Source organism: Streptomyces sp. NPDC002867 (genome assembly GCF_053591895.1).
Genome location: NZ_JBSFUR010000005.1, coordinates 180,151 through 193,846, shown reverse-complemented (window position 1 = coordinate 193,846; position 13,696 = coordinate 180,151). Strand labels below are relative to the sequence as shown.

Annotated in this window: 15 protein-coding genes; 5 read left to right on the top strand and 10 right to left on the bottom strand. The window is 72.4% G+C overall.

The features are described from left to right. Positions 1-14: 14 nt before the first annotated feature. Entirely contained in the window at positions 15-665 is a 651-nt protein-coding gene (locus ACWD0A_RS07005; protein ID WP_451295361.1) for a DUF4360 domain-containing protein, read from the top strand. An 80-nt stretch (positions 666-745) separates the two neighbouring features. On the opposite strand, the gene ACWD0A_RS07000 is transcribed toward ACWD0A_RS07005, so the two are convergent. Genes ACWD0A_RS07000 through ACWD0A_RS06990 form a run of 3 tightly spaced genes read right to left on the bottom strand, consistent with a single transcriptional unit; the run spans position 746 to position 3,160 of the window. Beyond that, complete coding sequence (locus tag ACWD0A_RS07000; protein WP_451295359.1) at positions 746-1,552, bottom strand: amino acid ABC transporter ATP-binding protein; 807 nt, start codon at positions 1,550-1,552, stop codon at positions 746-748. A 43-nt stretch (positions 1,553-1,595) separates the two neighbouring features. Beyond that, entirely contained in the window at positions 1,596-2,426 is an 831-nt protein-coding gene (locus tag ACWD0A_RS06995; RefSeq protein ID WP_451295357.1) for an amino acid ABC transporter permease, read from the bottom strand. Beyond that, on the bottom strand, positions 2,393-3,160 hold the full coding sequence (locus ACWD0A_RS06990; protein ID WP_451295551.1) for an ABC transporter substrate-binding protein: 768 nt from the start codon (positions 3,158-3,160) through the stop codon (positions 2,393-2,395). Before ACWD0A_RS06990 ends, ACWD0A_RS06995 begins: the two co-directional genes overlap by 34 nt. A 277-nt stretch (positions 3,161-3,437) precedes the next feature. Between ACWD0A_RS06990 and ACWD0A_RS06985 the strand changes: the two genes are divergently transcribed. From ACWD0A_RS06985 to ACWD0A_RS06975, 3 genes are all read left to right on the top strand, one after another. Then, a complete protein-coding gene (locus ACWD0A_RS06985; protein WP_451295355.1) occupies positions 3,438-3,896 on the top strand; it encodes a hypothetical protein in 459 nt (152 codons plus the stop codon). A gap of 147 nt (positions 3,897-4,043) precedes the next feature. Then, positions 4,044-6,368, top strand: a complete 2,325-nt coding sequence (gene secD, locus ACWD0A_RS06980) for a protein translocase subunit SecD (RefSeq protein WP_451295353.1) — start codon at positions 4,044-4,046, stop codon at positions 6,366-6,368. An 87-nt stretch (positions 6,369-6,455) separates the two neighbouring features. Continuing rightward, the gene (locus tag ACWD0A_RS06975; protein WP_451295351.1) at positions 6,456-6,929 is read left to right on the top strand and encodes an EamA family transporter; all 474 of its coding nucleotides are present in this window, start codon (positions 6,456-6,458) and stop codon (positions 6,927-6,929) included. A gap of 29 nt (positions 6,930-6,958) precedes the next feature. Here ACWD0A_RS06975 and ACWD0A_RS06970 read toward each other — a convergent pair whose 3' ends face one another. From ACWD0A_RS06970 to ACWD0A_RS06940, 7 genes are all read right to left on the bottom strand, one after another. After that, complete coding sequence (locus ACWD0A_RS06970; RefSeq protein WP_451295349.1) at positions 6,959-7,873, bottom strand: LysR substrate-binding domain-containing protein; 915 nt, start codon at positions 7,871-7,873, stop codon at positions 6,959-6,961. Between the two features lie 38 nt (positions 7,874-7,911). Beyond that, a complete protein-coding gene (locus ACWD0A_RS06965) occupies positions 7,912-9,111 on the bottom strand; it encodes a glycine C-acetyltransferase (RefSeq protein ID WP_451295347.1) in 1,200 nt (399 codons plus the stop codon). 42 nt (positions 9,112-9,153) lie between these two features. Next, the gene (tdh, locus tag ACWD0A_RS06960) at positions 9,154-10,182 is read right to left on the bottom strand and encodes an L-threonine 3-dehydrogenase (RefSeq protein WP_451295345.1); all 1,029 of its coding nucleotides are present in this window, start codon (positions 10,180-10,182) and stop codon (positions 9,154-9,156) included. 136 nt (positions 10,183-10,318) lie between these two features. Then, entirely contained in the window at positions 10,319-10,537 is a 219-nt protein-coding gene (locus ACWD0A_RS06955) for a hypothetical protein (RefSeq protein ID WP_451295343.1), read from the bottom strand. 48 nt (positions 10,538-10,585) lie between these two features. Then, positions 10,586-11,644, bottom strand: a complete 1,059-nt coding sequence (locus ACWD0A_RS06950; protein ID WP_451295341.1) for a DUF6397 family protein — start codon at positions 11,642-11,644, stop codon at positions 10,586-10,588. Positions 11,645-11,741: 97 nt separating this feature from the next. Further along, entirely contained in the window at positions 11,742-12,143 is a 402-nt protein-coding gene (locus ACWD0A_RS06945) for a roadblock/LC7 domain-containing protein (RefSeq protein ID WP_451295339.1), read from the bottom strand. 135 nt (positions 12,144-12,278) lie between these two features. After that, positions 12,279-12,884: a GTP-binding protein gene (locus ACWD0A_RS06940; RefSeq protein ID WP_451295337.1), complete on the bottom strand. Its 606-nt coding sequence runs from the start codon at positions 12,882-12,884 to the stop codon at positions 12,279-12,281. Positions 12,885-13,075: 191 nt separating this feature from the next. Between ACWD0A_RS06940 and ACWD0A_RS06935 the strand changes: the two genes are divergently transcribed. After that, the gene (locus tag ACWD0A_RS06935; RefSeq protein ID WP_451295335.1) at positions 13,076-13,666 is read left to right on the top strand and encodes a GNAT family N-acetyltransferase; all 591 of its coding nucleotides are present in this window, start codon (positions 13,076-13,078) and stop codon (positions 13,664-13,666) included. Positions 13,667-13,696 lie beyond the last annotated feature (30 nt).

Below are 13,696 nucleotides of genomic sequence, written 5' to 3'. Positions count from 1 at the left end.
TGGATGGGAGAACCATGAAAGCCGGTCTACTGGTGAGCGGAGCGGTCGCTGCTCTGTTCGCCTCCGCGCTGCCCGCGCAGGCCAGCCCGTCGGGCATCACCGACCCGCCGCCCGACAAGATCGTCATCGACGTCGCGACCGTCAACGGCTCGGGATGCCCCCTGGGCACCGCCGCCGTCGCCGTCTCGGAGGACAACACCGCCTTCACCGTGACGTACAGCGACTACCTGGCCCAGGTGGGCGGCGGCTCCTCGCCGACCGCGTCGCGCAAGAACTGTCAGCTCAACCTCGTCGTCCACGTCCCCCATGGCTTCACCTACGCCGTCGCCAGCGCCGACTATCGCGGCTACGCCTCGCTGCAGGCCGGCGCGAGCGGTACGGAGAAGGCCTCGTACTACTTCCAGGGGTCGCCGAGCACCGCCTCGCGGTCGCACACGTTCCAGGGCCCGTACGAGGACAACTGGCAGGCCACGGACGAGACCGACTGGGCACAGCTGGTGTGGGCGCCGTGCGGGGTGCAGCGGAACTTCAACATCAACACCGAGCTCCGCGTCAGCGCGGGCGCGTCGGCCCCCGCGGCGACGAGCTACATGACCATGGATTCGACGGACGGTGACATCAGCACGATCTACCACCTGGCGTGGAAGGAGTGCCCCGGACGCTGACCGGGAGAACGGACCACCGCGAAGGCCCCGGCCGGGCATCCCCCTCCCGGCCGGGGCCGTCCGGTCCGTCGGACCGGGCGTCAGCGTTCCTTGTCCGGACCGTCCGCCGTTCCCTCGGCGCCGGGCTGTTCGGCCGCCGCCGGATCGAGCAGCCGCATCAGGAAGTTGCGCGTCCGCTCGTGCTGGGGGTTCCCCACGACCTGCTCCGCCGGGCCCTGTTCGACGATCACTCCGCCGTCCATGAAGACCACCCGGTCGGCGACCTCCCGGGCGAAGCTCATCTCGTGCGTGACGACCATCATGGTCATCCCCTCGGCGGCCAGCTGGCGCATGACCGCGAGGACGTCGCCCACCAGTTCCGGGTCGAGCGCCGAGGTCGGCTCGTCGAAGAGCATGACCTCGGGGTCCATGACCAGCGCGCGGGCGATCGCCACCCGCTGCTGCTGACCGCCGGACAGCTGCGCGGGATACGCGTCGGCCTTGTCCGCGAGACCGACCCGCTCCAGGTTGCGCCGCGCCACCTCGGCGGCCTTCGCCTTGTCCCGGCGCAGTACGCGCCGCTGGGGCAGCGTCAGGTTCTCCGTCACGTTCACGTGCGGGAAGAGGTTGAACTGCTGGAAGACCATGCCGATCCGGCGGCGTACCGCGTCGATGTCGACATCGAGGTCGGTGACCTCGGTGCCGCCGACGAAGACCTGGCCCTTCGTCGGCTCCTCCAGCAGGTTCACACAGCGCAGCAGCGTCGACTTCCCGGACCCCGAGGGGCCGATGACGCAGACCACCTCGCCCGCCGCGATGTCGAGGTCGATGCCGCGCAGGACCTCGTTGTCGCCGAAGGACTTGTGGAGCCCCCGGATCTCGATCTCGGGACGGCCCGTGGCGTTCATGCTCCCGCTCCCCGCCTGTGTCGGCTTCTTGGGCATCCGATCCTCACTTCGCCCTGTCGGCGCGGGCTTCGAGGCGGCGCACCACGAAGCTCAGCGGCACGGTCACCAGCAGATAGCACAGGCCGGCGACCAGGATCGGCGTGGAGTTGGCCGTCTGGCTCGCCAGGTCCCGGCCGAACTTGGTCAGTTCTCGTTCCTGCAGCGTGACGCCGAGGAAGAGCACGAGCGACGAGTCCTTGAACAGCAGCACCAGTTCGTTGGTCAGCGGCGGGATCACGATGCGGAACGCCTGCGGGATGATCACGGAGACCATGGCCCTGGCGTGCGAGAAGCCCAGCGAACGGGCCGCCTCCATCTGTCCCTTGGGCACCGCCTGGATGCCCGCCCGGATGGTCTCCGCCATGTACGCGGCAGCGACCAGGCCGAGGCCGAGGGCGACCTTTCCGTACGTACCGCCCGGGATCTCCGTGCCGGGGAACGCGAGCGGGACCGCGACACCGACGAAGATGAAGATCAGCAGCGCGGGCAGTCCGCGGAAGATCTCGATGTAGACGCCCGCCACCCACCGGTAGGGGGCGACGGACGAGAGCCTCATCAGCGCGATGACCAGTCCGAGGACCAGACCGAAGACGAAGCCCGACACGGTGTAGACCACCGTGTTGCGCAGCGCGATGGTGATGATGTCCGGGAACAGTTCCTCGGCGAGGGCCTTCTGCGCGAACTGGTTCTGCAGGCGGTCCCAGTCGGCCAGCACACCGATGACGACCAGGACCGCGACGAACAGCGCGTACTGAATGCCCTGCGAGACCCTGCGCCGCTGGCGCCGGGTGAGACGTGAGGTCACGAGCCGTCCTTGGGCAGCGGACCGATCCACTGCTCGTACAGCTTGTCGTACGTGCCGTCGGCGCGGGCGTCCTTGATCGCCTTGTCGATCGCCGCACGCAGCTTGTCGTTGCCCTTCTTCACCGAGAAGCCGTACTGCTCACCGGTCTCGATGTTCTCCCCGAGGACGAACTGGGCGGCGTTCGCCTTGTCCTTCAGCCAGCCCTGGACGACCGGGTAGTCGATGACGACGGCGTCGACCTGACCGGTGCGCAGGCCGTTGAGGACGGCGTCGGAGCTTTCGAAGGCGACGGGGTCGAAGCCCTCACTCTTGGCGTAGCTCTCGCCGGTGGTCTCGGCCTGCGCGCCCAGCTTCTTCTTCTGCGACTTGATGTCGGCGAGCGTCTTCACGCCGCTCTTCTTCGTCGCGAGCAGCGCCTGGGTCGCGTCGAAGTAGGGGACGGAGAAGTCCACGTTCTTCTTGCGCTCGTCGGTGATCGTCATACCGGCAGCGGCGAGGTCGCACTCGCCGGAGTTGAGGAAGGCACCGGTCTTGAAGTTCTCGAACGGGGTGTCGAGAATCTTCTGCTCCACCTGGAGGTTCTTGGCCACGAGGTCGACCAGGGCGACGTCGAAGCCGACGATCTTCCCGTCCTGCTCGAACTGGAACGGCGGGTAGGGCAGGTGCGTGCAGGTGGTCAGCTTGCCCTTCTCGACCACGGGGACGCCCCCCGCCGCCTCACCGGGTCCGTCGTCGGAGGAGGTACAGCCGACGGCGAGGAACATGCCGGCCGCCGCGGCACCTGCGGTGACGCGGAAGCGGAAGCTGCTTCGGTGGGTGCGGTGTCCGCGGACCGTCCCGAACACGGTGACCTCCAGGGGTTGGGGCTGGCGACCGCCAGAGCGCGGCCGCCCGCCGTGATCGTAAGCCAACCTGGCCGTGCCGTGTCGCAGCGGTCCAGACGCGTTCGCCGCCCGGGCCGGCGGGCGGTCGCACGTGCCGGCCCCCGTGGCCCGTCCGTGTCGCCTACGCTGAGCCGCGGCAGGCCACATGGCAAGCGGAATGAGCAGCGAGGGGGCGGGGATGCGCGAGCGCACGCACCGGGCCCTCGCGGCGGCCCTGCCGTCCGTGCTCCTCGGCGTCCTGTCGCTGCTCCTGTCACTCGCCGGTACGGCTCCTGGCCCACAGAGCGCGTCGCCCGGCCTCGCCGCCCGCGCGATGCCCGCGGCAGCGCAGCAGCTTCCCGCGGTCGCCCGGGCCGGAGCGGGCGGTGCCGAGACGGTACGGGCAGTCCCGCCGACGCCGCCCGGGCCCGAGAAGGCGGTGCAGCACGAGGCGGCCGCCGAGCACTCGGTGCGGCTGTCCGGCGCCCCTCCGCTGATGAGCGCTCCCGTGACCGCCGTGCAGCCCCTCCCGCTGCGTGGGGGTCTGACGGCCGGACCACGTCAGGAGCGCGCTCCGCCGCGCGACGCGTACGACCCGCGGCACACCCGCGGACCTCCCTCCGCCCGGCACAGCTGACGTTTCCGCGCCCGCCGTTCCGGGGCGCCGCGGCCTGCCCGCGCCATCCCGGACACGAGGCGCCCTTCCCTGTGTCCCCGTCCGCCGGCGCGGGCGTACGCCACCGAGCGGCGCGCCCCGGCCCCGCGGACCGTATGTGGAGCCTTCATGTCATCTCGCCGTACCACGTTGTGGCGTGCGCTGATCGCGCTCGCCGTCGTCGCCGTCTCCCTCGGCGTCGCTCTCACCACCCCCGCCCGCCTCGGACTCGATCTGCGCGGTGGAACCCGGATCGTCCTGGAGACCGAGGACTCCCCCACCGCCCGTGCCGACGCGGCGGCGACCGACCGCGCGCTGGAGGTGCTGCGCCGCCGTGTCGACGGTCTCGGCGTCGCCGAACCGTCCCTCGCCCGCTCCGGGGAGCGGCGCATCGTCGTCGAACTGCCCGGGGTGCGGGACCCCCGCAAGGCAGCCGAGGTCATCGGCCGCACCGCCCAGTTGACCTTCCACGCCGTCACCGGGGCGGCGTCGGGACCGGCGAACCGCCCCGCCGCGGACGGGTCGCGCGTCCTCGCCGACCCCGACACGCCCGGCGGCCATCTGCGGCTCGGTCCCACGGCGCTGACCGGTGACGGCGTCGAGGACGCCGAGGCCGTACTCGACACCCGGACGGGGCGGGGCTGGAGCGTCGATCTGTCGTTCCGCGGCGGCGCGGGCGAGACCTGGGCACGCCTGACGGGCGAGGCCGCGTGCGCGGCGCCGGCGGATCCGGCCCGGCGCGTGGCGATCGTGCTGGACGACCGGATCGTGTCCGCGCCGGGCATGCAGAACAGCGTGCCGTGCGGGACGGGCATCACCGGCGGCTCCGCACAGATCAGCGGCGGCTTCGGCGCCGCCGAGGCGCGCGACCTGGCGGCGCTGGTCAAAGGCGGGGCCCTGCCCGTTCCCGTGACGACGGTCGAGCAGAGCACCGTGGGACCGACGCTCGGCGCCGAGGCGATCCGGGCGAGCGCGCTCGCCGCCGTGATCGGCCTGGTCTGCACGGGGCTGTTCATCATCGTCGTGTACCGCCTGCTGGGTCTCCTCGCCACCGTCGCGCTCGCGCTGTACGGGCTCGTCTCGTACGCCGCCGTCGTGGCACTCGGCGCGACCCTCACGCTGCCGGGCCTGGCCGGGTTCGTCCTCGCGATCGGCATCGCCGTGGACGCCAACGTGCTCGTGTTCGAAAGGGCGAGGGAGGAGTACACGCGTCCCGGAGGCCGGCGGACCAAGGGGCCCCGCGATCTGCGCCCGCCCCTGCGGACGGGGTTCGCCAAGGCGTGGAGCGCGGTTGCCGACTCGAACGTGACGACGCTGCTCGCCGCCGGTCTTCTCTTCGTGTTCGCCACCGGCCCGGTCAAGGGCTTCGGCGTCACCCTCGCGATCGGTGTGCTGGCCTCCATGCTCTCCGCGATGCTGATCACCCGGCTGCTCGCCGAGTGGGCCGTGCGCACGTCCTTCGTGCGCCGGCGGCCGGCTCTCACCGGGATGGCGACCACCGGGCGGCTGCGGGCGCGACTCGCGCGGCGTACGCCCCGGCTGATGCGGCGCCGACGGCGCTGGCTCGGCATGTGCGCGGGTGCGCTGCTGCTCGCCGTCGGCGGGATCGGTGTGCGCGGGCTGGAGTTCGGGGTCGAGTTCACCGGCGGACGCAGCGTGCAGTACGCGGCCGAGCGGCCGGTGGACGCGGACGCGGCACGCGCGGCCGTGGTCGAGGCGGGTTTCCCGCAGGCGGTGGTGCAGAAGACCGGTGAGCACAGTGTGTCCGTCCGCACCAAGGAGACCGGCGACCGGCAGCAGGAGCGGATCCGCGAGGCGCTGGAGGGGCCGGCCGGGCACGTCACGGTGGAACGGGACGATCTGGTCGGCCCCAGCCTCGGCAGCGAGCTGCGCACGCACGCGCTGATCGCCCTGGGCCTCGCGGTCGCGGCCCAACTGGTGTACCTGAGCGTGCGGTTCCGGTGGACCTTCGCGACAGCGGCGGTCGTCGCGATGGTTCAGGACGTGCTCCTGGTGGTGGGGCTCTTCGCCTGGCTGGGCAGGCCGGTCGACAGCGTCTTCCTGGCGGCGCTGCTCACCGTGGTCGGCTACTCGGTCAACGACACGGTGGTGGTGCTCGACCGGTTGCGCGAACTGCGCCGTACCGGCACGTCACTTCCGTGGGCGGACCTCGCGGACCGGGCGGTGGCGCAGACCCTGCCGCGTACGGTGAACACGGGCATGGGGGCGCTGTTCGTGCTCGTCGCGCTCGCCGTCCTCGGCGGCGACTCGCTGACCGACTTCTCCGTGGCGCTGCTCGCCGGCGTCGTGGTGGGGATGGCGTCCACGGTGTTCACGGCCATGCCGGTGACCGTGATCCTCCAGTCCCGCCGCCCGGAGCGGTCCCGCTCGGCCGGGCGGCCGCGCGGCGGGCGCCCGGCTCATTCCGGCGATCGCAGCGGGGCGGTCGTCTGACGATCGCTGATCCGCGGGCCGCGGCCGCGGGGGCGTGAGCCGGCCTGTGCGGTCCGGCGGCCCGGTCTGCCCGGCGGCCGACGCGGGTTGACGTCCACGGACGGCCCCCGCGGGAGTTCGACCCGCACGCCGGGGTGGTGGCGCACGCCGGCGGGCCGGGGCGGCGACCCGCTCGCGCTGGCCACGGCGCAGTTGGTCGCCGCCACGGGGTTCGGCGCGGTGGCCGTCCCGGTCGCCGGTCCGGCGACCGGATCCGTCGGAGTGAGCGGTGTGGTCGCCGTCGTGATGCTCGGGATCTTCGCCACCGGATTCACCTTCGCCCTCACCAACCGGCTGATCGCGGACGAGGGCGCGACCACGGCGGCCACCGTGGGCTACCTGGTGCCGGTCGTCTCGGTCGCGCTCGGCGCGCTCGTGCTGGACGAGGAGCTCGGCGCACGGGTGGTGGCGGGCATGGCGGTGGTGCTGGTGGGGGTCGCTCTGACCCGCAGCAAGGCCCCTGCGGTCCGGCCCGGTCGGACGACGTGGCGCAGGGACGTGGCTCGCGGCCCGGTGCGCTGAAGAGCGGTCGTGGGTGAACTCCGGTGCCGTCAGCCGGTGGACAGGCCCTCGGCTGTGAGCGCGAGTGCGTCGAGGACCGGGCGGATCAGCGGATGGCTCTCCGCGCCGCGGCGCACCGCGGCGAACACACGGCGCGTGGCGGCCGGTCCCGACACGGGCCGGACCACGGTGTCGCTCAGCTCCATCCCGCGCAGTGCCGAGCGCGGCACGAGGGCGACTCCGGCTCCCGCGCCGGCGAGGGCGACCACGGCACGGAAGTCGTCCGACAGGTGTACGAGCCGGGGCTGGAAGCCCGCCAGTTCGCACGCGAGCAGCACCATGTCGTGGCACGGGTTGCCGGGATAGGGGCCGATCCAGTCGCTGTCGCCGAACTCCGCCAGCTCGACCTCGTCGCCGCCCGCCAGCGGATGGTCGGCGCGCAGCACGGCGTCGAACGGCTCGGCGTACAGCGGCACCCTGGCCAGCCGCCGGTCGTCCGCGCCGGGAGCGCCCCGGTACTCGACGGCGACCGCGAGATCCGCCTCGCCGTCGAGGACCAGCGGCAGGCTCTCGTCGCCCTCGGCGTCCCGTACACGCACCCGGATGCCGGGGTGCTCGGCCGCGAGGCGTCCTATGGCCGGTGCCACCACCTCCGCGATGCCGGTGGCGAACGCGGCGACGGTCACCTCGCCCGCCGCCCCGCCCGCGTACGCGGCGAGCTCCGCCTCGGCACGCTCGAGCTGGGCGAGGACGGCGTGGGTGTGGGCGAGGAGGATCTCGCCCGCGGCCGTGAGGGTCACGCCCTTGCCGCTGCGGATCAGCAGGGTGTGGCCCGTCTCCTGCTCCAGCGCGTTGAGCTGCTGGGAGACGGCGGAGGGGGTGAGGTACAGCGCGGAGGCCGCGGCGGTCACCGTACGGTGGTCCGCCACGGCCCGCAGGATGCGCAGCCGTCGGGGGTCGATCACCCGGCCATTTTGCCAGCTCTTTCGGCCCCCTCCGGTGGTCAGCCCTTCAGCGCCCGGCGGGCGTCGGCGAACGCGGCGACGGCGCGCTCGACGTCCTCGGTGGAGTGCGCGGCGGACAGCTGGACGCGGATGCGTGCCTGGCCCATCGGCACCACGGGGTACGAGAAGCCGATCACGTACACGCCGCGCTCCAGCAGCAGCTCGGCCATGCGGCCCGCCTCCGCGGCGTCGCCGATCATGACCGGCGCGATGGCGTGGTCGCCGGGCAGGATCTCGAAACCGGCCTCGGTCATCTTCGTGCGGAACAGCTTGGTGTTGGCCGCCAGCCTCTCCCGCAGGTCGCCGGCCGACTCCAGCAGGTCGAGGACCTTGAGGGAGGCGGCGGCGATCACCGGGGCGAGGGAGTTGGAGAACAGGTAGGGCCGGGAGCGCTGGCGCAGCAGCTCGACGATCTCGGCGCGGGCGGCGACGTAGCCGCCGGACGCGCCGCCGAGCGCCTTGCCGAGTGTGCCGGTGACGATGTCGACGCGGTCCATCACGCCGTGCAGTTCGGGGGTGCCGCGGCCGCCGGGGCCCACGAAGCCGACGGCGTGCGAGTCGTCGACCATGACCATGGCGTCGTAGCGGTCGGCGAGGTCGCAGATCTCGGCGAGCGGCGCGACGTAGCCGTCCATGGAGAAGACGCCGTCCGTGACGATGAGACGGCGGCGGGCGCCGCCCTCGACGGCCTTCTTGAGCTGCAGCTCGAGGTCGGCCATGTCGCGGTTGGCGTAACGGTGGCGGCGGGCCTTGGACAGCCGGATGCCGTCGATGATCGAGGCGTGGTTGAGGGCGTCGGAGATGACGGCGTCCTCGGGGCCGAGCAGGGTCTCGAAGACTCCGCCGTTGGCGTCGAAGCAGGAGGAGTAGAGGATCGTGTCCTCCTGGCCGAGGAACGCCGACAGACGCTGCTCGAGCTCCTTGTGGATCTCCTGGGTGCCGCAGATGAAGCGGACCGAGGCCATGCCGTATCCCCAGCGGTCGAGCGCGTCCTTCGCGGCGGCGACGACGTCGCGGTGGTCGGCGAGACCGAGGTAGTTGTTGGCGCAGAAGTTGAGCACGTCGCCGGGGGCGCCGCCGGCCGTGACGGCGACGGACGCGCTCTGGGGGGTGCCGATGACCCGCTCGGGCTTGTAGAGACCGGCGTCGCGGATCTCGTCGAGGGTGGTGCGGAGGTCGTCGCGGACGGACGCGTACATGAGGGTTCTCCTTGAGGCGGTGACTCGGTGCGAGATCGGGACTCAGACGGTCCAGTCGAGGATGATCTTGCCGCTGCGTGCGGTCGCGGCCTCGTCGAAGGCCGCGTCGAAGTCCTGGTAGCCGTAACTGCCGGTGATCACGGGGGTCAGGTCGAGGCCCCTCTCCAGAAGCACCGTCATGGCGTACCAGGTCTCGAACATCTCGCGGCCGTAGATGCCCTTGATCGTGATCATCGAGGTGACGATCTTCGACCAGTCGACGGCGAACTCCTGTGCCGGCAGCCCCAGCATCGCGATCCGGCCGCCGTGCGTCATGTTGTCGACCATGTCCCGCATGGCCTCGGGCCGGCCGGACATCTCCAGACCGATGTCGAAGCCCTCCTTGAGACCCAGCCGGCGCTGGGCAGCGGCGATGTCGGTCTGGGAGACGTTCACCGCGAGGGTGGCGCCGGCCTTCCGGGCGAGCTCCAGGCGGGACTCGCTGACATCGGTGATCACCACGTTGCGCGCGCCCGCGTGCTTGGCGACGGCGGCGGCCATGACGCCGATCGGGCCCGCGCCCGTGATCAGCACGTCCTCGCCGACGAGCGGGAAGGACAGAGCCGTGTGCACGGCGTTGCCGAACGGGTCGAAGATGGCGGCGACGTCCAGGTCCACCGCCGTGCGGTGCACCCACACGTTGGAGGCGGGCAGCGCGACGTACTCGGCGAAGGCTCCGTCGCGGCCCACGCCGAGACCGATGGTGCTCCGGCACAGGTGGCGCCGGCCCGCCAGGCAGTTGCGGCACTTGCCGCACACCAGGTGGCCCTCACCGCTGACCACGTCGCCGACGGCGATGTCCGTCACGTCGGCACCGACCGCCGCGACCTCACCCACGAACTCGTGTCCGAGAATGCGCGGCGTGGTGACAGCCTGCTGCGCCCAGCCGTCCCAGGACCTGATGTGCAGGTCCGTGCCGCAGATGCCGGTGCGCAGCACCTTGATGAGCACGTCGCCGGGGCCGGTCTCGGGCTCCGGCACGTCCATGAGCCACAGCCCGGGCTCGGCGTGCTGCTTGACAAGTGCCTTCATCAGGGCGGCTCCAGGCATGGTGACGGTACTGGCCGGATACCGAAAATACGGCCCCGCTCAGTGGACGCGCTCCAATCTGCCCAGCTCGGAGCGTCGCGTCCATCGAGGTTTTCTTAAGCGGGCCCACAGTCCAGCTTCATGCGCCCGCCTTCGCCCCCGGTGCCGCCCCGTCCGGCAGCCCGGGAGCCGCCCGGTCCTCGCCGGGCGAGCCGCTTCGTCGGGACGGACCGCCGTCGTCAGGCGGGGCGGTCACCGGCCCCGAGGGTGCATCGACGAGCACGCCGACCGACCGGGCGCCATGCTTCGCCTCCAGCCGCACACCGAACTGGTCGTCGAACGCGCGCCTTCGGGGCACGCCTGACTCCGCACACCGCCGGTCGCTGCTCCCGCTGCGGCGAGCGGCTCACGTCTGCGGCTGCCGCTTTCGGCGGCGAAGGCGGTCGAGGAGGGTGCGGGGGGTGCGTCGCGGCAGCGGCAGTGCCGAGGGTCGCCGGGTCGGGCGGCCGGGGGCCGCGTGCCGCGGCCGGTGCCCGGCCGGGCGCGGCACGCCCGCAGGCACAACGGCGCCGTGGGGCCCGTCCGGCGACTGGGCCGTCGGCCGCGCGGCCGGCGCGGGCCTGGGCGCGGGGCTCGCCTGGCGTGCCTCGCGCAGGGCCTCGGCCAGGCTCACCCGGTGCCACAGGATCTCGTCGGGGTGGTCCGCGAGCAGCAGGCGGTCCACCAGATCACGGCCTGCCGGGGATTGGGGTCTGCCGCCGGGCAGCAGGTCGGGCCGGAGCACGCGCAGGTGGGACCGCTCGTAGGGGTCGGGGACCACCTCGGCGACCGACACCGGGTCGAGCACCGCCGCGACGGCAGCGGCACGCACCCAGGGGTCCGCTGTGGACCGCAGCAGGAGTCCCAGCTTCCGGCCTCGCCAGTTCCGCGGGCGGCGGTCCTCGCCCGCCTCGAGCGCCGCCCGCACGGCGGGCGGGGTCCGCCCGGTCAACAGCTCGGCGTGGTCGTGGGCGAAGTCGCGCAGCTCGCAGGCCAGATAGAGCCAGACGACGGCCCGGTAGCGGTTGAGGTAGAAGCGCACCGGGACGAAGTGGCCCGTGCGGGCGAGACCGGTGAACCGGTGGCCGGTGATCGCGAGGAGCTCGGCGGCCTCGCGGGTGCCGACCGTCCTGACGCGCTCCCGCAGCACGTCCGGGAAGCCCTCGGCCGCCCGGAGCCGGTCGATCTCGGATCGGGCGATCCTGGGCGGCCCCCCACTCGCATCCGGCGTCGAGCGCACCTGGCCCAGCTGGACGGCGAGGTCCAACTCGCCGCGTTTCAAGCCCAGTTCCCCTGCCGCCCGGCTCAGTGCGAGGCTCTGCGCCGCCGCTTGTGCCGTGCTGTGTGCCACCTCATCCCGAACTCCGCACCGCGGCGCGTACGTCGTGTCCCCTGCCGCGTACGACGGCGAGTCCTGTGTGGTCATGATGGTCTCCCCCGTAGAGCGTGAATACTCCCGGTGATGACCATAGCCCTCGGCCGCGATCTCCCGCCGACCCTGTGGATAACCCTGTCTTGGCAGGTCAGACGGTGTTGCCCGGCTGACGCGCATCGACACCCAGGTGCTCGCCGACCCGGTTGACCATGAGCGTCATCTCATAGGCGACATGGCCCACGTCGGCCTCGGCGTCGCTGAGCACACACAGGCAACTGCCTTCGCCCGCCGCGGTCACGAACAGCAGTGCCTCGTCGAACTCGACCATGGTCTGACGCGGCTGGCCGGCCCGGAAATGACGCCCGGAACCGCGGGCCAGGGAGTGCAGGCCGGAGGAGACCGCCGCCAGGTGCTCCGCGTCCTCACGCGCGAGGCCCGTGCTCGCGCCGGTGACCAGGCCGTCGTTGGAGAGCACGAGTGCGTGCCTTATGTGGTCGACCCGCTCGGTCAGGTCGTCCAGCAGCCAGTCGAGTCCCTTGTCCAACGCCATGGCCGGCCCCTCCCCGCTCGTACGCCCCGTGGTCTCGTTCGCCCGTAAGCCTTTCGCACGTGTGCGCCCACGGCAAGGCTGCGCCCGCGGCGAGGTGCCGTCGCCGGCGACCGCTGCGTGACGGCGCAGGGGCGGTCATCCGACGGAGTCCAGCATCCGGGCGGTGTGCACCCGGCCCGCGTACTCGACGAGCCGGACCAGGACCTCCTTGCCGGAGTCGCGGTCTCGCGCGTCGCACAGGACGACCGGCGTGCCCTGGTCGAGATCGAGCGCGCGGGAGACCTCGTGGGCTCCGAAGGAGCGTGCCCCGGGAAAGCAGTTGACGGCGACGACGAACGGGATGCGGCGGTGCTCGAAGTAGTCGACGGCCGGGAAGCAGTCGCTGAGCCGCCGGGTGTCGGCGAGGACGACCGCGCCGAGCGCGCCCTGGGACAGTTCGTCCCACAGGAACCAGAAGCGGTCCTGGCCCGGGGTGCCGAACAGGTACAGGGTCAGCCCCGACCGGATCGTGATGCGGCCGAAGTCCATGGCGACTGTCGTGGTCGTCTTGCGGGTGACGCCCTCGGTGTCGTCGACGGTGCTCCCGGCCTCGCTGAGCTGCTCCTCCGTGCGCAGTGGCCGGATCTCGCTGACCGCTCCGACCAGCGTGGTCTTGCCGACGCCGAAGCCGCCTGCGACGAGGATCTTCAGCGTGAGGTCGACGGATTCCCCGGCGTGGGTGTCAGTGGTGGTGGAGGACATCGGTCGTTTCTCCCGGGACGGACGGGCAGGGATGAAGTGGGGTGGCATGAGGACGGGCGGGCGGCGCTGTTCCCGGCCCGGGACGGAAGCGGGCGGTGGGGTTGCGCGGGACGATCGGCGCGCTCACCGCGTGGGCGCGCGCAGCGGATATTTCGCTGGCGGCCCCGGCGGCAGCCGACGATGGTCCCGGCATGCGCGCCTTCCTGGAGACCTGCCGTCTGACGCTGCGGCCCTTCCGCGAGTCCGACGCGGACGACGTGCTCGCCCTCGACGACGACCCCGAGGTCATGCGCTACATCAACGGCGGTGCGCCCACGACCCGCGCGGAGGTGCTGCGCGAGACGATGCCGGCTCTCCTGCGGCACTACGCCTGCCTGGACGGCCCGGCGGGCATGGAGGGCCGTGGGTACTGGGCGGCCCAGGACCGGGGCTCGGGCGCCTTCCTCGGCTGGTTCGAGTTCCGCCCGGTGCGCGCCGACAGTCGCGACGAGGTCGAGCTCGGCTACCGCCTCGACCGCCGGGCGTGGGGCGGCGGGCTGGCGACCGAGGGCTCCCGGGCGCTGATCCGCCTGGGCTTCACCGAGCTGGGAGTGCTGCGGGTGACGGCCAACACGATGACGGTCAACGAGCGCTCGCGGCGCGTGATGGAGAAGGCGGGGCTCCGCTACGTGAGGACCTTCTTCGAGGAGTGGCCGGACGCCATCGAGGGCTCGGAGCTCGGAGACGTCGAGTACGCCGTCACCAGGGCGCAGTGGCTGGACGGCCGGGGCGACTCCGACTGAGCGGCCGTGCCCGTTCGTGTACCGGCCGCC